Origin of the sequence: Rhizobium sp. WYCCWR 11146, from assembly GCF_013591995.1 — a bacterium.
GTDB classification, from domain to species: Bacteria; Pseudomonadota; Alphaproteobacteria; order Rhizobiales; family Rhizobiaceae; genus Rhizobium; species Rhizobium indicum.
In genome coordinates, this window is record NZ_JACCEY010000018.1 from 77,703 (window position 1) to 95,719 (window position 18,017).

At 61.4% G+C, this 18,017-nt stretch carries 16 protein-coding genes; 9 read left to right on the top strand and 7 right to left on the bottom strand.

Annotated elements, in window-relative coordinates; all coding sequences use genetic code 11:
* Window positions 1–108 precede the first annotated feature (108 nt).
* The 6 genes from HX899_RS13135 to HX899_RS13160 are packed head-to-tail and all read left to right on the top strand — an operon-like array spanning window position 109 to window position 5,954.
* A complete protein-coding gene (locus tag HX899_RS13135; RefSeq protein WP_181292622.1) occupies window positions 109–987 on the top strand; it encodes an ABC transporter substrate-binding protein in 879 nt (292 codons plus the stop codon).
* A gap of 15 nt (window positions 988–1,002) precedes the next feature.
* Window positions 1,003–2,133: an LLM class flavin-dependent oxidoreductase gene (locus tag HX899_RS13140; protein ID WP_171598924.1), complete on the top strand. Its 1,131-nt coding sequence runs from the start codon at window positions 1,003–1,005 to the stop codon at window positions 2,131–2,133.
* Window positions 2,134–2,157: 24 nt separating this feature from the next.
* Window positions 2,158–3,990 (top strand): TRAP transporter large permease subunit, encoded by a 1,833-nt coding sequence (locus tag HX899_RS13145; protein WP_181292623.1) that lies wholly within the window; start codon window positions 2,158–2,160, stop codon window positions 3,988–3,990.
* 13 nt (window positions 3,991–4,003) lie between these two features.
* The gene (locus HX899_RS13150) at window positions 4,004–5,002 is read left to right on the top strand and encodes a TRAP transporter substrate-binding protein (protein WP_181292624.1); all 999 of its coding nucleotides are present in this window, start codon (window positions 4,004–4,006) and stop codon (window positions 5,000–5,002) included.
* Between the two features lie 41 nt (window positions 5,003–5,043).
* Window positions 5,044–5,298: a hypothetical protein gene (locus HX899_RS13155; protein ID WP_246697102.1), complete on the top strand. Its 255-nt coding sequence runs from the start codon at window positions 5,044–5,046 to the stop codon at window positions 5,296–5,298.
* Window positions 5,295–5,954, top strand: a complete 660-nt coding sequence (locus HX899_RS13160) for a peroxiredoxin (protein ID WP_138329881.1) — start codon at window positions 5,295–5,297, stop codon at window positions 5,952–5,954. The genes HX899_RS13155 and HX899_RS13160 overlap by 4 nt, the downstream gene beginning before the upstream one ends.
* A 155-nt stretch (window positions 5,955–6,109) precedes the next feature.
* Here HX899_RS13160 and HX899_RS13165 read toward each other — a convergent pair whose 3' ends face one another.
* Window positions 6,110–6,832 carry a glutathione binding-like protein gene (locus tag HX899_RS13165; RefSeq protein WP_181292625.1) on the bottom strand — a complete coding sequence of 241 codons (723 nt, stop codon included), beginning with the start codon at window positions 6,830–6,832 and terminating at the stop codon, window positions 6,110–6,112.
* A 221-nt stretch (window positions 6,833–7,053) separates the two neighbouring features.
* Between HX899_RS13165 and HX899_RS13170 the strand changes: the two genes are divergently transcribed.
* Window positions 7,054–8,010 carry a lytic transglycosylase domain-containing protein gene (locus tag HX899_RS13170; protein WP_181292626.1) on the top strand — a complete coding sequence of 319 codons (957 nt, stop codon included), beginning with the start codon at window positions 7,054–7,056 and terminating at the stop codon, window positions 8,008–8,010.
* 93 nt (window positions 8,011–8,103) lie between these two features.
* Window positions 8,104–9,060: an NAD(P)-dependent oxidoreductase gene (locus tag HX899_RS13175; RefSeq protein WP_181292627.1), complete on the top strand. Its 957-nt coding sequence runs from the start codon at window positions 8,104–8,106 to the stop codon at window positions 9,058–9,060.
* An 86-nt stretch (window positions 9,061–9,146) separates the two neighbouring features.
* Here HX899_RS13175 and HX899_RS13180 read toward each other — a convergent pair whose 3' ends face one another.
* The 6 genes from HX899_RS13180 to HX899_RS13205 form a co-directional block, all read right to left on the bottom strand.
* Complete coding sequence (locus HX899_RS13180; protein WP_181292628.1) at window positions 9,147–10,412, bottom strand: glycerate kinase; 1,266 nt, start codon at window positions 10,410–10,412, stop codon at window positions 9,147–9,149.
* A 163-nt stretch (window positions 10,413–10,575) separates the two neighbouring features.
* Window positions 10,576–11,973 carry a dipeptidase gene (locus HX899_RS13185; RefSeq protein ID WP_181292629.1) on the bottom strand — a complete coding sequence of 466 codons (1,398 nt, stop codon included), beginning with the start codon at window positions 11,971–11,973 and terminating at the stop codon, window positions 10,576–10,578.
* A gap of 17 nt (window positions 11,974–11,990) precedes the next feature.
* Window positions 11,991–13,049, bottom strand: coding sequence for an ABC transporter ATP-binding protein (locus HX899_RS13190; RefSeq protein ID WP_181292630.1), 1,059 nt, complete (start codon window positions 13,047–13,049; stop codon window positions 11,991–11,993).
* Window positions 13,050–13,056: 7 nt separating this feature from the next.
* Window positions 13,057–13,845, bottom strand: coding sequence for an ABC transporter permease (locus tag HX899_RS13195; RefSeq protein ID WP_138329868.1), 789 nt, complete (start codon window positions 13,843–13,845; stop codon window positions 13,057–13,059).
* Window positions 13,845–14,669 carry an ABC transporter permease gene (locus tag HX899_RS13200; protein ID WP_138329866.1) on the bottom strand — a complete coding sequence of 275 codons (825 nt, stop codon included), beginning with the start codon at window positions 14,667–14,669 and terminating at the stop codon, window positions 13,845–13,847. The genes HX899_RS13195 and HX899_RS13200 overlap by 1 nt, the downstream gene beginning before the upstream one ends.
* A 103-nt stretch (window positions 14,670–14,772) precedes the next feature.
* The gene (locus HX899_RS13205; RefSeq protein WP_138329864.1) at window positions 14,773–15,813 is read right to left on the bottom strand and encodes a PotD/PotF family extracellular solute-binding protein; all 1,041 of its coding nucleotides are present in this window, start codon (window positions 15,811–15,813) and stop codon (window positions 14,773–14,775) included.
* A gap of 224 nt (window positions 15,814–16,037) precedes the next feature.
* On the opposite strand from HX899_RS13205, the gene HX899_RS13210 reads away from it, so the two are divergent.
* Entirely contained in the window at window positions 16,038–17,963 is a 1,926-nt protein-coding gene (locus tag HX899_RS13210; protein ID WP_181292631.1) for an adenine deaminase, read from the top strand.
* Window positions 17,964–18,017 lie beyond the last annotated feature (54 nt).

Consider the following 18,017-nt stretch of genomic DNA (forward strand, 5'->3'; position numbering starts at 1 on the left):
TATGGGATTTCAAAGGCGATTTTCTCCCGCTGACGACAATCGTTTCCTGGCAATCAATTTATAAAAAAGTAAATTGATTGCCAGGAGCCACGTCATCGGTCGCACAGAATGAAAATTGGTGTTCATCCCAACAATCTGCATCTGCGTCTCGCGCGCCTCTGGCCCGGCGCCTTCGCGGATCTGCAGCCAATATTCGTCTCCTATGCAGAAGGCCGCGATACGGCGGCGCTGCTGGAAAATGGCGACATCGATCTCGGCGGCACCGGCTCGACGCCGCCGCTTGAGGCGGACATACGCGGCCTCGGCGTCGAATATGTCGCCGCCTCCGCGCCGCGCCCGGCCAATGGCGCCATTTTCGTCAGGAGCGACAGTCCGATCGGCTCCGTCGCTGAGCTGAAAGACCGCCGGATCTCGCTGATCGACGGTTCGTTTCACACCTATCTCCTGGCCCGCAGCCTCGAAGGTGAGGGGATGAGCCTGCCGGATGTCGAGCGGGTCGAAAGCGGAGCGCGCGATTCGCTCGCCGATCTGCTCGAAAGGCGCGTCGATGCCTGGGTCGCCATGTCGCCGCGTCTCGAAAAGGCACTGGAGCGCGACGACGTCAAGCCGATCGTCCGCTGCGGCGCGGCCATTCCCAACCGTTCTTTGTTCTGGACATTGGAGCGGAACGGCCTTTCGGCAACGGAGATCCGGGCGATCGTCTCCGAACTCAGCCGGATCGGTAACGGGATCGCCGCTGATCCACGCACCGCCGCCAGACTTCTTGCATCGGACGACCGCGGCGGACCTGACGACCGCGGCGGATCTGGCGACCGCGACGGAACGGATATCGATGCCTGGGAAAAGGTGGTGCGCTCGCGCGACTTCACGGTGTTCCCGATCGACGAAGAGATCATTGCCGAACAACAGGAAGAGGCCGACACGTTGCTGCGCCACGGCCATTTCGACAAGGCCATCGCGCTGAAACGCCCGGAAACGACGAGATAACGAAGGAATCAGGCGATGAACGTTTTCTGGTACATGTGCGCGCCCGACGGCGCCTATCCCTGGCAGCCGGAAGGCTCACGTCAGGTCGATTACGGTTACTACAAGCAGCTTGCCCAGGCCTATGACCATCTGGGCTACACCGGCGCGCTGTTTGCGACCGGCGCCCACGACGTCTGGGTGCTGGCGAGTGCGCTGCTTGCTCACACCGAGCGACTGCGTTTCCTCGTCGCCGTCCATCCCGGCCTCGTCGCGCCGACACTGCTTGCCAAGATGGCAGCGACCTTCCAGGAATTCGCCCGCGGCCGGCTGCTCATCAACGTCGTCTCCGGCGACGCCAAGATGCTCGGCGCCTATGGCATGATGTTACCGCATGACGAGCGCTATGACATGGCGGAGGAATATCTTCAGCTTTGGCACCGGCTCTTTGCCGGTGAGAGCGTTACCCATCAGGGCAAGTATTTCTCGACGGACGGCGCCAAGCTCGCCTTGCCGGTCGGCGAGAGCATCGCACCACCGCCGCTCTGGTTCGGTGGCTCCTCGGATAAGGCGCTTGAAGTCGCGGCAAAACATGTGGACACCTATCTCTCCTGGGGCGAGACGCCCGCCCAGATCGGCGAAAAGGTCGAAGCGGTGAAGGCGCGTGCCGCCCATTACGGTCGTGAACTGGAATATGGCATCCGCCTCTATGTCATCGTTCGCGACACCGACGAAAAAGCCTGGGAGGCGGCGGCTGACCTCTATGACCGCATGGATGATGCGGCGATCAGCGCCAACCAGCGTTTCGTTGCAAGAAGCGATTCCGTCGGCCAGCAGCGCATGACGGCGCTGCACGGCGGCCTCAAGCCGGAGAACATGCGCGATCTCGAAGTCGCGCCGAACCTCTGGGCCGGCATCGGCCTGGTGAGGCCCGGTCCCGGTACGGCGATCGTCGGCTCTCCGGATACCGTTCTGCGCACGCTCGAAGCCTATCAGAAGGCTGGTGTCGATACTTTCATTCTTTCTGGCATGCCGCTGCTTGAGGAAGCCTATCGTTTCGGCGAAAAGGTGCTGCCGCGGCTCGATGTCAGCAGGGAAGTCTCGAAGGCGCGGAACTACACCTGGTCGACGCTCTTCGATCGCGATCTTTCGACCGTCAAGAGCGCCTGATCCTCTCGCCAGAAGGTAAGTTTTGTGGCCACCAGTGAATTTCATCCGATCGAACAGGCCGCTCCAGATAGCGGGGTGGCAGCGCGCCTGCTGCGGGTGATCGAAGCGATTCTCGGCATTGCCGCGGCAGTCGTTCTGGCCGTACTGCTCTTGATGGTGCTCGTCACAGTCTGCCTGCGCTATTTCTTCAGCGCCGGCTTCATCGGCGCCGAGGATCTCGGCATCTGGCTGCATGTTGGTCTGATCGCGCTCGGCGCGCCCCTCAGCCTCAACAGCGCGCTTGCCATGCGCCTCGACGTCTTCGTCAAGATGCTGCCGGAAAGCCTGCAGAAGGTCACGCCGATCGGCGCCGACGTCTTCACCGTGCTTTCGGCGCTGATCCTGAGCTTCGGCGGCAGCGAGATCATGACGATGCTCGGCGGCGTCTCGCCGACGCTCGGCGTGCCGGAATGGATTCGCTTCGGTTTCCTCGGCGCTGGCGGCGCGCTGATCCTCGTCGTGCTGCTTCTGCAGCGCATCGCGGAAGGCAGGATCCTGTCGGTTTTGCTCTCGCTTGCCGTCGGTGTCGCGCTCTATGCCGGCATTCCGCATGTCTCGCTCGATCTCGACTGGCCGCCGAGCATCTTCCTCGGACTGATCGCCGCGGTCGGTCTGCTGCTCGCGGCGCCTCTGCCGCACGCTTTTCTCGCCGCAGCCTATGTCGTCATCGCCTTCGGCAGCAGCCTGCCGGAGCCGGCGATCGTTTCCGCGACCGTCACCGGCATCTCGAAATTCCTGCTGCTCGCCATTCCCTTCTTCCTGCTCGCCGGCGGCCTCCTGACGGCCTCCGGAGTCGCCAACCAGCTCGTGCGCTTCGCCGCCGCCATGGTCGGACATCGCCGGGCCGGGCTGGCGCAGACGACGCTGTTGACCAGCGTCCTGTTTTCCGGCGCTTCCGGCTCGTCGGTCGCAAACGCCGCCTTCGGCGCCTCGACCTTCCAGCCCGAGCTGGTCAAACACGGCTACCCTCCGGCACAGGCGGCGGCGATCATCGCCTCGACATCGGTTCTCGACAATGTCATCCCGCCGTCGATCGCCTTCCTCATCCTTGCGACCGCGACCAATCTTTCCGTCGGCTCGCTGCTCGTCGGCGGCTTCTTCGCCGGCGGCTTGATGGCCATATGCCTGGCGGTCGCTATCCATCTAACAGTCAGCGAACAGGTGCCGTTGCCGCGCGCAAATGCGAAACAACGTTGGCAATCGGCGGTCCAGGCGATCCCGGCTTTCGGGCTCGGCATCATCGTCGTCGTCGGCATCCGCATCGGCATCGTCACGACCACGGAGGCCGCAGCACTTGCCGCTTTCTACACGCTGCTGCTCGGCATCGGTGCGCGCCTCGGCATTCTCTCGCTCTATGCCGCCTTTCGCCAGGCAGCAGTCGAAGCGGCGGCGATCGGCCTTCTCATCGGCACGGCCGGCCCCTTTGCCTTTTTGCTGGCGGTCGACGACGTGTCCGGACTGATCTCGCATCTGACGACGGTGCTCGGCGGCAGCGCGCTTGCGGTCATCCTGCTGTCGAACGTCATCCTGCTGGTGGTCGGCCTCGTTCTCGATATCGGCGCCGCGATCCTGCTCTTCGGCCCCATTCTGCTGCCGGCAGCGGTCGCCGCTGGCATCGATCCCATTCAGTTCGGGGTGATCATCGTCGTCAACCTGATGATCCACGGACTGACGCCGCCGCTCGGCATGCTGATCTTCGTCGTCAGCGGCGTCACGCGCATTCCCGCCTCGGAACTCTTCCGGGCTGTGGTTCCCTATCTGCTCGCTCTCCTGGTCTCGCTCGCAATCCTCTGCGCCTGGGCCATCATCTTCTCGTAAACAGGACAACCCCATGGACAATTTCAACCGACGCAATTTCCTGAAGACCGCAGCTCTCGCCGGAACGGCGCTTGCAGCGCCCGCCTTCGTCCGCACCGCCGCTGCCCGCACGACGACGATCACGATCGCCTCGCTGCTCGGCGACGACAAGCCGGAAACGAAGATCTGGGTGAAGATCGGCGAACTGGTCGAAGCGAAACTCCCCGGCCAGTTCAAGTTCAATATCGTCAGAAACGGTGCGCTCGGCGGCGAGAAGGAAGTGGCCGAAGGCGTGCGCCTCGGCTCCATCCAGGCCAGCCTCTCGACGGTCTCGTCGCTCTCCGGCTGGGCGCCGGAACTGCAGATCCTCGATCTGCCCTTCCTCTTCCGCGATGCCGATCATGTTCGCAGGACCGTCGCCGGCGATGTCGGCGCCGATCTCAAGCAGAAACTGCAGGCGCAGAATTTCGTCGTCGGCGATTTCATCAATTACGGCGCCCGCCATCTCCTGACCAAGGAACCGGTGACGCGGCCGGAGCAGCTCAAGGGCAAGCGCATCCGCGTCATCCAGAGCCCGTTGCACACCAAGCTCTGGAGCGCATTCGGCACGACGCCGATCGGCATTCCGATCACCGAGACCTATAATGCGCTCGCAACCGGTGTCGCCGACGCGATGGACCTGACCAAATCGGCCTATGCCGGCTTCAAGCTCTATGAGGTGGTGCCCGACATGACCGAGACCGGCCACATCTGGGCATCCGGCGTCATCTATTATGCCTCGACCTTCTGGGCCGGCCTCAACGACGAGCAGAAGGCGGTGTTCCAGCAAGCTTCCAGCGAAGGGGCTGCCTATTTCAACCAGCTGATCGTCGACGACGAATCCAAATCCGTCGAGACCGCACTTGCCAACGGCGGAAAGCTCTTGAAGCCGGAAGCCTTCGACGAATGGCAGAAGGGCGCCCAGGGCGTGTGGGACGATTTCGCGCCTGTTGTCGGTGGCATCGACAGGATCAAATCGGTCCAGTCCGCCTGAGCGAGGGCCGGGTGGTCCTCGCACAGCTTTGAACGGGACCGATGGAAAAACCATCGGTCTCTTCATCGCGCGCACTTGCCGGAAAAATAATGCCGGAGCAGGCCGGAAATCGAAAGAGCATGCCTTCGATGATCGTGGTATATGACTTACTTAAAATCCTGGAATGGGAAGTTTTTACCTTCGGCCGGTGCGATCCTGTTGACCGCAATCTCGCGACCGCTCCCGGCGGACGGATCCCATGGCCTCGATTTGAGATAAACAACATTGAACACAAGGCTTTGGAGGGCCGACCATGAGCTTACGTATCAACGATATTGCCCCCGATTTTACCGCCGACACCACCCAGGGACCGATCAGCTTCCATGAGTGGATCGGCAGCGGCTGGGCCGTCCTGTTCTCGCATCCGAAGAATTTCACGCCGGTTTGCACGACCGAGCTCGGCGCCATGGCCGGCCTCGCAGGGGAGTTTACCAAGCGTGGCGCCAAGATCATCGGCATCTCCGTCGATCCGGTCGAAAGCCATGCCAAGTGGAAGAACGACATCAAGACCGCCACCGGCTTCGACGTTGAATATCCGCTGATCGGTGACAAGGACCTCAAGGTCGCCAAGCTCTACGACATGCTGCCGGCCGGCGCTGGCGAGAGCTCGGAAGGCCGCACGCCTGCCGACAATGCGACGGTGCGTTCGGTCTTCATCATCGGTCCGGATAAGAAGATCAAGCTGATCCTGACCTATCCGATGACGACGGGCCGCAATTTCAATGAGATCCTGCGCGCCATCGATTCCATCCAGCTGACGGCCAAGCACCAGGTGGCCACACCGGCGAACTGGAATCAGGGCGAGGATGTCATCATCACTGCCGCGGTTTCCAACGAAGACGCGATCACGCGTTTCGGCTCCTTCGATACGGTTCTGCCCTATCTCAGGAAGACCAAGCAGCCGACTGCCTGATTGCTGCTTTCTAGCCATTCTCCAGACCGCCGCGGCCATATGGCCCGGCGGCTTTTTTGTGCAGGCATTCTGGAAGAATGTCGCTCCGTTGCGCCTTGTTGTTGGGCAATTTCGGACGCAAAACCGCCACGCCCTTTTGCTGCAATTGCTTGGGCTCAATCCGGAACGGGAAGGGCGCGCTGGTTGTAGAGGATCTTGCGGATGCGCGCCTGTTCCTCTTCGGAGAGCTTGCTGTTGTCGGTGCTAAGATCGGCGCCGACCGCAAGGCCGCGCTGAACGCCGGGCCGTGCACTGAGCTCCTCGAACCATCGTTTGAAATGCTTGAACTCGTTGATGTCCTGACCCTGTGCCTGCCAGTTGACGGTCCAGGGATAGCTGACGATGTCGGCGATGGTGAATTCGTCACCGGCCAGATAGCGCCGGTCGCGCAGCCGCATGTTGAGAACGCCGTAAAGGCGGTTGGCTTCGTCGGTGAAGCGCCGCACCGCATAGGTCTGGTCGCTTTCGCGATCGCCGAGGCGACGGAAGTGACCGGCCTCGCCGAGTTTCGGCCCCTGGTTGGCCATCTGCCAGATCACCCATTGCGTGACCTCGTATTTGCCGCGCAGATCCTGCGGCCAGAATTTGCCGGTCTTTTCGGCGAGATAGCAGAGGATCGCGCCGGATTCGAAGACGCTCAACGGACCGCCGCCATCGGCAGGCTCGTGATCTACGATGGCAGGCATGCGGTGATTGGGGTTGAGTTTTAGATAATCGGGTTTGAATTGGTCGCCCCGGCCGATATTGACTGGCACCAGCCGGTAGGGCGTGCCGGTTTCCTCCAGGAAGATCGAAACCTTCTTGCCGTTCGGCGTCGGCCAGTAGTGGAGATCAATCATCTGCGTATCCTCGTTTGCTCGGGATTTCCTGGCAAACAGGATGACGCTACGACCATGGCAGGTCGAATATGTTTGTTCCAAAATCGATGGCGAAATTAGAAACCTGTGACCGTCCGTGCCAACAAGTCAGCTGCAGATATGGAAATGGGGAAGCGTCGCGCCTTGATCGATGGTATCTAGAATCCAGCATCGCGATGGACGTTCAAACCTCATGAGATCCGATGACACGCCGAAAACGTCAGTCCGACATTGGGAAGAGATCGGCCAAGGCCATGCTTTCGCTCTGTCTTCTGTTTTCCCAAGTGGAGACGATCACGGCCCAGCCAGAAGGAGGCGCTGGGGCGCCGGCCTGTCTCTATTCAGGTCCTTCGGCGTTGGGATCGGGTGAGACGCTCTGCATCCGGAAAGATAGTTTCAACCGCGACCTTTGCGTCGCGATCGAGCATTTCGCCAGCGCCAATCAATTGCCGCCGGATTATTTCGCCCGTCTCATCTGGCGGGAAAGCACCTTTCGCCCCGATGCTGTCAGCTTCAAGGGAGCGCAGGGGATTGCGCAGTTCATGCCCGGAACGGCGAAACTGCGCGGTCTCGAAGACAGCTACCAGGTGTTGGAAGCCTTGCGGAAATCGGCGCAATATCTCGACGAATTGCGCAATCGTTTCGGCAATCTCGGCCTTGCCGCCGCCGCCTATAATTCCGGCGAAAACGGACTTTCCTCTTACCTTACGTCAGGAAGATTACCTTACGAGACACGCGGCTACGTCCTGGCGATCACCGCGCATACAGTTGAGGAATGGAAGGATAACCCGCCGGAAGATGCCGCTGCCCCGCTCGACAAGGACAAGTCCTTCCTCGATGCTTGCGTGGCGCTTGCGGAGAGACGGACCTTGAAGGACACGCCCTGGCGTCAAGAGGGAGAGTGGGCGCCCTGGGGCGTCCAGCTTGCGGCGAATGCGAATGTCGCGGTCGCCCGGCGCATGTTTCTCGATGCTGTGCAGGATCTGCCTGCGCCCCTGAATGCGGAGCAGCCGCTGATCCTACGCCAGCGTGATCGCAGCTTTGGTTTTCGCCCGCGTTATGCTGCCCGTATCGGCCGGCAGACGCGCATGGAAGCCAACAACCTCTGCAACCAGATCCGCAAACACGGCGGCACCTGCCTTGTTTTCAAGAATCGGTAGCGGGCCTGGTTGAGCCGACTTGATCACGAAAAGTCTGCTTGCAGGATCACCTGAGCGCAGCATATTCGACACGGAAATGCAAAAGGAGGAAGGATGATGCGGGTTTTGGTAATCGGAGCAACGGGCCATGTCGGAACCTATCTCGTTCCCCGTCTGGTGGAAGCCGGTCACGACGTCGTCACGATCAGCCGCGGCACAGCAAAGCCCTATACGGCAAACCACGCCTGGGCTGCCGTCGATCAGCGTCAGATGGATCGGGCAGCCATGGAGCAGACGGGTGATTTCGGCCCAGCCGTACGTGGTGTGAAAGCCGACATCGTCATCGACATGATCTGCTTCACGGTGGAGAGTGCCGAGCATCTGGTGACGGCGCTGCAGGGGCATGTCGGTCACTTCCTGCATACCGGCACGATCTGGACGCATGGCCATTCGACGGTCGTACCCACGCTGGAGGAGACGCCGAAATTTCCCTTCGGCGACTATGGCACGCAGAAGGCGGCGATCGAAACCTATCTGCTGCAGCAGGCAAGGCTTCGTGGATTTCCGGCAACCATCATCCATCCCGGGCACATTGTCGGTCCCGGCTGGACGCCGCTCAATCCGGCCGGCAATTTCAATCTGCAGGTCTTTTCAACCCTTGCCCGCGGAGAGACCCTGGCGCTGCCCCATTTCGGCTTGGAGACCGTTCATCACGTCCATGCCGATGACGTGGCGGCGATGTTCATGGATGCGATCGCCAACTGGAATGCGTCGACCGGCGAAAGTTTCCACGCGGTTTCGGAGCAGGCATTGACCCTTCGCGGTTATGCCGAATCAATGTCTCGCTGGTTCGGGCACGAACCGAAGCTCAGCTTCGCCCCATTCGACGCCTGGGCCGAAAGTCAGACGGCTGAGGATGCGAAGGCGACCTGGGAACATATCGCCCGCAGCCCGAATTGTTCGATCGCCAAAGCCGGACGCCTGCTCGGTTACACTCCGAGATACACCTCCCTGCAGGCGGTGCAGGAATCGGTCGGTTGGCTGGTCGAGCAGGGGCGGATTGAGACCTGATCCCCCAGCGCCGCACGTAGCGGTCGGCTGCTTTGTGTTACGCAATTCCGGACGGAAAACCGGTTCGCACTTTTCCTGAAATTGCTCTAACGGATCAGGATCGCCCTGAAATCATTGACATTGGTTCCGGTCGGGCCGGTTTCGAAGAGATCGCCGGTCGCCGCAAAGCCCGAATAGCTATCATTGCCGTCGAGCAGCCGGCGCGGATCGAGCCCGGCGGCGCGCAGGCGCCTCACCGTGCCGCCATCGGCAAAGGCGCCGGCATTATCCTCCGAGCCGTCGATCCCGTCGGTGTCGGCAGCGAGGACATGAATGCCCTCCTGTCCGTCGATTGCAAGCGCAATGGCGAGCGCGAATTCGCCGTTGCGTCCGCCCTTGCCACCCTTGGCTCTCAGAGTCACAGTCGTCTCGCCGCCGGAAAGGATGACGACCGGTTTCGGAAACGGCCTGTTCCGGCCCGACACCTCGCGGGCGATCGCCGCATGCACCAGCGCCACGTCGCGCGATTCCCCCTCGATCGCATCCGAAAGAATGGCCGGCTCGATCCCCTGCGATTTTGCCAGTGCGGCTGCGGCCTCCAGCGAGACGCCGGCGGAGGCGATGATGTGATGCTCGTGGCCTGCATAGACAGGATCGTCCGGCCGCGGTGCATCGGCTTTCGGCGAGTTCAGATGGTCGAGTGCGGCCTGCGGCAGCTGTAATCCGTATTGCCTGATGATCTCGAGCGCATCGTGCCGTGTCGAACCATCGGGGACCGTCGGCCCGGAGGCGACATGGGCCGGGTTGTCGCCGGGAATATCGGAGACGATCAGGCTGACGACCCTCGCGTTGGTGGCTGCCGCAAGTCTTCCGCCCTTGATGGTGGAGAGATGCTTGCGCACGACATTCATCGCCGAAATCGGCGCGCCCGAGGCAAGTAGCATTTCGTTGAGAGCAATCTCGTCTTCAAGGGTCAACCCGTCCGGTGGGGCGGGCAGCAGCGCCGAGCCGCCGCCGCAGATCAGCGCGAACACCAGATCGTCTTCCGTCAGCCCGTTCACCGTCTCCGTCAGCCGCTTTGCGGCGGCAAGGCCAGCCGCATCCGGCACGGGATGGGCGGCCTCGATAATCTCGATGCCGCGTGTCTCGCAGCCATAGCCGTAGCGGGTGACCACCACACCTTCGAGCGGTCCGTCCCAGACGCTTTCGAGCGCCCGCGCCATCTGCGCCGCGCCCTTGCCGGCGCCGATGACCACGGTCCTTCCCTTGGGCCTTTCAGGCAGATGCGCCTTGATGCCGGTCAGCGGATCGGCGGCGCGAACTGATGCGTCGAACAGGCTTTTCAGGAAATCGCGGGGAGCGGTTATCGTCATCGGTGGTCTCTGCTGCCTCGGTGTCGATGGGGATGGGATTGTCCGTTATTCTAGGCCTGCAGGATCAGCAAGGTGCGCTGGCCGCACCATAGCCTACGGCATAATTCCTCAAATCGGAATCGATGGAAGGATAAATTATGCAGCAATTCAAAGTGCTACAGCGTCAGTCGGCGAGGGCCGCCAGGATCCGGACCCAGGATCGTATGCCCTTATGGAAGCTGGAGAGATCGTATTTTTCGTTCGGGCTGTGGACGCGGTTGTCGAAGCGGGCGAAGCCAACCAGGAGGGCATCGCATCCGAGCCGGCGTTTGAATTCGCCGATGATGGGGATCGAGCCTCCGGTGCCGGCAAGGGCCGCTTCGCATTGCCATTCGGTCGAAAGCGCCTGAAGCGTTCTGGTGAGAAACGGACTGTCGATCGGCATGACGGTTGCCGTCGAAAGCCCGTAATCCCTGAAGCTCACCGAACAATCCTTGGGGATACGTGCGCGCACGTGCCGTTGGAAGGCATCGCGGATCGCCTGGGGATCCTGTCCTTCCACCAGGCGAAACGAAATCTTGGCGCTTGCCTTTGCCGGAATGACCGTCTTGAAGCCTTCGCCGGTATAACCGCCGCTCATGCCATTGATCTCGCAGCTCGGCCGCGCCCAGATCTGTTCGAGGACGGAACGGCCTGCCTCGCCGGCCGGATCTCTCAGGCCGATATCACCGAGAAACGCCTCCTCGTCGAAGGGCAGTCTTTTCCACAGCGCCTTGATGGCGTCGGGGAGCTCTTTCACGCCATCATAAAAACCCTCGACCGCGACACCGCCATCGGCTCGCCGCAGGCTCGAAACAACGTCTGACAGCACTTGCAGCGGATTGCGCGCGGCATTGCCGAACATGCCGGAATGCAGGTCTTGATCGGCGCAGGTGACCTCGATTTCCGTACTGAAGATACCGCGCAGCATCGTCGTGACGGCAGGCGTTTCGCGATCCCACATATCCGTGTCGCAGACGAAGACCGCATCGGCCTTCAACTCGTCTGCCGTGGCATCCAGAAAGGGCGCGAGGCTCGGGCTGCCGGCCTCTTCCTCGCCTTCGAAGAGCATACTCACCTGCACCGGCAGTTTCCCGGTGACGCTCTTCCAGGCGCGGCAGGCTTCGACGAAGGTCATCAACTGTCCCTTGTCGTCGGACGCGCCGCGCGCCACGATCGCGGTATCACCATTCGGCAAGGCTTCCATGCGCGGCTCGAACGGATCGCTCGTCCACAGCGCCAGCGGATCGACCGGCTGGACATCGTAATGGCCGTAAAACAGCAGATGCGGTCCGGACGCCGCCTTTTCATGGGCGACGACCATCGGATGGCCGGTCGTTTTGCGCACCGATGCTTCGAAGCCGATGGCAGCCAGATCCCGGCTCAGCCATTCGGCAGCAGCCTGGCAGTGATCGCGATAGGCCGGGTCGGTCGAGACGCTCGGAATGCGGATCAGCTCGAAAAGCCGCGCCAGGCTGCCATCGAGGCTTTGGTCCACATAGGCAAGAACGGCATCGATATCTTGGTCCATGGCACTAGTCATCGTCTCTCCTCAGCGTTTCAATCTTCCGGATCGAGAATGCAGCATTGCTCTGCTACAGGCGTCAGCACGGCGGACGCCCCTGTTTCCAGTGGATCGGATAGCGCCCCATTGGCGGTGATCTCTCCCGCGGCCGTCGTGCATTTATACTGATAGGCCCGGCCGAGATAAGTGCGCGTGCCGAGCACGGCCGCGATGCCATCACCGTCACGGCTGACGGCAAGACCGTCTGCACGGCAGGCCAGGACGAAGTCGTTCTTGATCGGTCCGAATGTTTCCTGGGACAGCTGCAGCCGCGCTCCGCCCGTTGTTTCGGCGGTCACAAGCGCGCCGTTGCGCGCGGTCACCTTCATGCGGATCAGGTTCTCGAATCCGACGAAGCGGGCGACGAAAGCGTTGGCCGGCTGGCGATACAGCACCTCCGGCGCGTCGAGCTGCATGATGCGCCCCGCATTCATGATCGCCACCCTGTCGGAGATCGAGAATGCCTCCTCCTGGTCATGGGTGACGTAAAGTGACGTGGTGCCGTTGGCGCGCTGGAGCTGTCTGATTTCGACGCGCATGTCGATCCTGAGCTTTGCATCCAAGTTGGAAAGCGGCTCGTCGAACATCAGAAGCGGCGGCTCGATGACCAGCGCCCGGGCGAGAGCCACGCGCTGTTTCTGGCCGCCTGACAGGGCCGACGGCAGGCGGTCGGCGAAGGCGGAAAGGCCGACGCGGTCCAGCATGGCCATCGTTCTTTTCGCCCGTTCCGGCTGGGGAATGCGACGCTGCCTCAGGCCGAAGGCAACATTGTCCTGGACGCTCAGATGAGGAAAAAGCGCGTAGTTCTGAAAGACCAGGCCGATGTCGCGCGCATGCGCGGGAAGGCCGGTCAGGTCGCGCTCGCCGAGCTTGATGCTGCCGCTGCTCGGCTGCAGAAAGCCGGCCACGAGGCGCAATGTCGTCGTCTTTCCGCAGCCGCTGGAGCCGAGCAGGGAGACCAGCTCCCCGGCCATGACTGAGATCGACAGGTCCTTGAGCACCTGCGTGCTGCCGTAATGGGCGGAGATGGAATCGACGGTAAGGGATACGGTCAAGGGCGTTCTACTTTGTCAGGAAGGTGAGGCCGAGCGTGGCCTCGACGACGGCCATGACGCCGACTGTCACGAACATCAGCAGCACCGATACCGATGCGATCGTCGGATCGAAGAACTGTTCCATATGCGCAAGGATCTGGATCGGCAGCGTCGAGATGCCCGGCCCGGTCAGGAAGACCGAAACCGACACATCGTTGATCGAGGTGATGAAGGCGAGGATGAAGGCGGCAATGACCCCGGCGCGGATATTCGGCAGGACCACGGTCAGGAAGGTTTTCAGCGGTGGGCAACCCAGGCTGATCGCCGCCTCCTCAACGGAAAAATCGAAGGCCGCCAGGCTGGCGCCGACGACACGCACTGAATAGGGCAGGATCAGCAGCGCATGGCCGACCAGCAGGCTGATGAAGATCGGCAGCCCGAGGCCTATCGTCACCGATTTCATCAGCGAAAATCCGAAAACGATCTCCGGCACCAGGATCGGCAGGACAAAAATGGTGGAAAGCCAGCGCGGCAATTCCACCCGGTAGCGGTTGATCGCATAGGCGGCCGGGACGCCGATCAGCAAGGAGAGCGCCGTGCCGAGAAAGGCGACCTGCAGGCTGGTGATCGCGGTCGTGCGGAAGGCCTCGATTTCGAAGATATTGACGAACCACCGCAATGTCAGGCCCTGCGGCGGGAAGGTCAGATAGGTCGTGTCGCTGACAGCCGCACCGATGATGATGACGAGCGGCGCCAGCAGGAAGAAGAAAACGCAGGCCGCGAAGGCGGCGAGGATCGGGTGAACGCGCCTGTCCATTACACCGCCATCGGATTAAGCCGGCGTGCGATGCGGCTCATGATGAGAACAACGCCGAGCGTCAACACCACCATGATGGCGGCAATCGTCGATGCGCCGACCCAATCGAAAGTCACCATGGCGCGCTGGTAAAGGAAGGTCCCCATCATCATCTGCTTTTCTCCGCCGAGCAGTTGCGGTGTCGCATAGGAGGTGAAGCTGCCGGTGAAGACCAGGACCGCGCCGACGATGAGGCCGGGTGTCGCGAGCGGCAGGATCACCTGAAAGAATGTCATCAGCGGTCTCGCGCCGAGCGAGGCGGAGGCGTCGATCAGATCGCGCGGGATGCCTTCAAGCACCCCGACGAGCGTCAGGATCATCAGGGGAACGAAGAGATAGACCATGGCGACGATCACCGAGCCTTCGGTATAGAGCATCGAAAGCGGCTCCCCGATAATGCCGGTCGAGATCAGCATGGCGTTCAGGATGCCGTTCTTCCCGAGAATGATCAGCCATGCGAAGGAGCGAACGACAACACCTGTCAGCAGCGGAAAAACCGCCGCGATGATCATGATGCTCTTCGCACGACCGGGCATCTGCGCGATCACATAGGCGGTGATGAAGCCCACAGTGAGCGAAATCGCCGTCGTGACCAGGGCGACCTCCAGCGTCCGATAAAGAACAGCCCGGCGAAAACCGCTGCTGAAGAATGTCACATAGGGCGCAAACACGCCCTTCGGTTCCGCAAACGTCGCCGCGATGGTGATGGCCACGGGAATGATGAGAAGCACAACGACGGCAATCGTCGCCGGCATTGTCAACACCCATCTGGCAAAAGGCTTCATCTCGAAACTCGTCGCATGTCCGAATGTTCAGAGCGCCGCATCTTGGGTCCGGATGTGCGGCGCTTCAATGTCTGGCGGCGAATCGGCCGGGATATCGCGCAGCTTACTGACCGAAGACTTCGTTCCAGCGATCGATCCAGTCGGCCTTGGCAGCATTCATCTTGGCATAGTCGATGCGGGTGAGGCCTGCCACCATATCCGGGCCATAGGTCCAGATCTTCGCCTGGTCCGGCGTCAGGCTGACCTTGGTCGAGATCGGTGCATCGACGCCCTGTTCGGCTTCAGCCTGCTGGACTTCTTTGGACAGGATGAAGTTGATGAACTGATGGGCGAGTTCGACATTTTCCGAACCCTTCGGGATGTTCACGGTGTTCAGCGTGGCGATATCGCCGTCCGTAAGCTTGGCCCATGTCATCGTCGGAACAGCCGCCTGCATCGATGCCAGGGTAAAGTCCTGGGCCAGCGCAACACGCACTTCGCCTGTTGATATCAGGTTCACCAGCTCCGAGCCGGTGTTGTAGTTCTTGACGACATTGGGCTTCAGCGCCTCGACTTCGGAGAAAGCCTTGTCGGTGTCCTCATAAGCGTCCGCGCCGCCATGCTTGCCGGCTTCCAGAACGACCAGCGGGCCGGCCGTGGTGGTGATGCCGGGCAGGGAGACGGAGCTTTTCAGATCCTCGCGCCACAGGTCGCCCCAGGCAGTGATCGGCGGATTGACCTTGGCAGCGTCATAGACGATGCCGACGCGACCGATCGTGTAGGCGGGGCCGTATTTGCCCTGAGGCGCCTTGCCCAGCTCGTAGATATCCGCGAGGTTGGGGATCTTCGACGGATCGATCTCCTGGAACAATCCCTGTTCAATGCCGAGCTGCGAGAAGCTGTCGGTGAGATAGATGACATCGACGCCCTTGCCATCGCGCAGTTTCAGCTTGTTGAGCCGGTCGGCATTGTTGCCGGTCTCGAACACGATCTCGCAGCCGCAGATCTTCTTGAAGGGCGTGATGATGTTCGCATTCATCTTCTCGCCGTTATAGCCCCACCAGGAGATGGTCAGCGTCTTCGATTGCGCATGTGCCGCGGCGGTGCTGCCGACGGCGGCAAGCAACGCAAGAGACAGGATTTGGGCAAAACGTCTGGCCTTCATGAGCAATGTCCTTCTGTAAAAAGCGGCGTTGGCAATCGGGATCATACCCCCAGGATTTGAGGGATACTATTTTTTGATCTGTCAGGCCGCAAGCTCAATAATTGGGCAAATGCGCTCTTGTGTCGGGAATTTTCCGGGGCCGGCCGATCAGCTAACTCTCGGTTGATGACGTCTGGTCATCGCTCACAAAACGTGTGGTTCATCAGCGCTTTACACATCCGGGCATGGTCTCTACGGTCCGGCTGTTCCAGCTTCTCACGGGCATTCCATTCATGGCCACTTCGCGCACTGTTCTTCCTGATGATCTGCTGATCAACGCGTCCGACGAGGTTCTGACACGGCAGGATCTCGTGCTGACGGCGCTCGGACGCCGGCCGGCCGACAGGTTGCTGCGAGTCGGCCGGGTGCTCGATGTCCATACGAGGAGGTGGCTTGACGATCAGGAGATCGTCATCAAGGGCCGCCGCATCGCCTATGTCGGCCCCGCCGGTAGTTACGCAGGCGAGGTGAGCGAGCGGTTCTCCGAGCCGGATCTTGCTGCCGTGCCGGGCTTCGGCGAGGCACACAAACATATCGAAAGCTCCCATCTGACGCCGGAATGGGAGGCGGCTTTGGTGATGCCGCATGGTGTGACCTGGACATGCGAGGCGAGCCACGAATTTTCCAACGTCAATGGTGCGCGCAATCTGGAATTCTGGCTGGAAGCGCGCCGGCGCGGATCGCCGATGAAAATCTTTCCCCTGCCTGGCTCCGCCGTCCCTCCGACCGCCTATGAATGGGGTGGCGGCTGGTTCGGCTACGATGAGCAGAAGGCCTTCCTTTCCGAAAGCCTGATGGTCGCCGGGCTCGACGAGGTCATGGACTGGCCGTCCATATCCGATCCCGGCAATCCTTCCTACGATCGGCTGTGGGGCATGATCGGCGCGACCTTCGAGCAGCGCGGCGTGGTCGAAGGTCACGGTGCCGGACTGCGCGACATGGCCTCGATCAATGCGTTCGCCGCAGCGGGTCTCGCCTCCGATCACGAAGGCTGGTTTCTCGATGAGATCTGGCAGAAGCTCCTCCACGGTCTTTTCATCGAGCTCAGGCCGCATTCCCTGCCGGAGGTCATCCGCGGGCTGATCGACAAGGGGCTGACGGACTGGTCGCAGATCGCTCTGGTGACCGACGACCGCAGCGCCTCGGACACGCTGAAAATCGGCGCGACTGACCACAATGTCCGCCTCGCCATTGAAAATGGCCTTGCGCCGGAGATCGCCATCCAATGCGTCACCCTCAATCCGGCACGCCATATGCGGCTGACACCTTGGGTCGGATCGATTGCGCCGGGCCGTTTTGCCGATATCGTTCTTCTCAGCGACGTCGCCAGCCTGTCGATCGAAAAAGTGTGGGCGGACGGGCGTCCTGTGTCCGAGGGTGCGACATTCATTGGCGTGCGTCCTGAAATCGATTGGCCGCAATGGGCGACGTCCACCGTGAAAATAGACAGGACGGTCACGGCTGACGATTTCCGCATCGAGGCGCCGCCGAACCGGACCACGGTCAATGCAGCACTTTTGCGGCCGTTTCACTGGCACGATGATTTCATCACCATGGAATTGCCGGTGGAGGATGGCGCCGTGCAGCGGGATCCCGCGCGCAATGTCACCAAATTCTCGATTGTCGACCGGTTCTCCGGGGAGGCCAAGGTCTCCAGGATGTTCTGGCTGGGCACCGGCCCACGCACGCCGGAGACGGCGCTCGCCTCCACACTCGGGCACGACAAGCACAATATCTGGACGGTCGGCTCATCGGACGAGGCGATGGCGATATCAGTCAATGCCCTGAACGAGCAGCAGGGTGGCTGGGTGCTGGTCTCCGGCGGTAAGATTCTCGCCCGCGTCCGCTATGAGGTCGGGGGCCTGATGACGGCGCGTTCGGCCGAAGCGCTCGATGCGGAGATGCAGGCTCTTTATGCCGCCGGCGCCGGGATCGACTGGATGTACGAGCCGACCTTTTCGCCTCGATGGTGGCCGGGCTTTCCCGAACGCCTGTCGTTTGCGACCCTGACCTGCTCGCCCTGGCGATGGGTCCTGGTCGCGCCGTCGGAGCTAGCGCCGGAGGGGTTCGTGAACGTGCTCACCGGCAAAACCCATCCGATTGTCTGGTGACATTGCGGCCCGCTAAATATCCACCTGATTGATCTTCTTACTGCAGCAAATAGA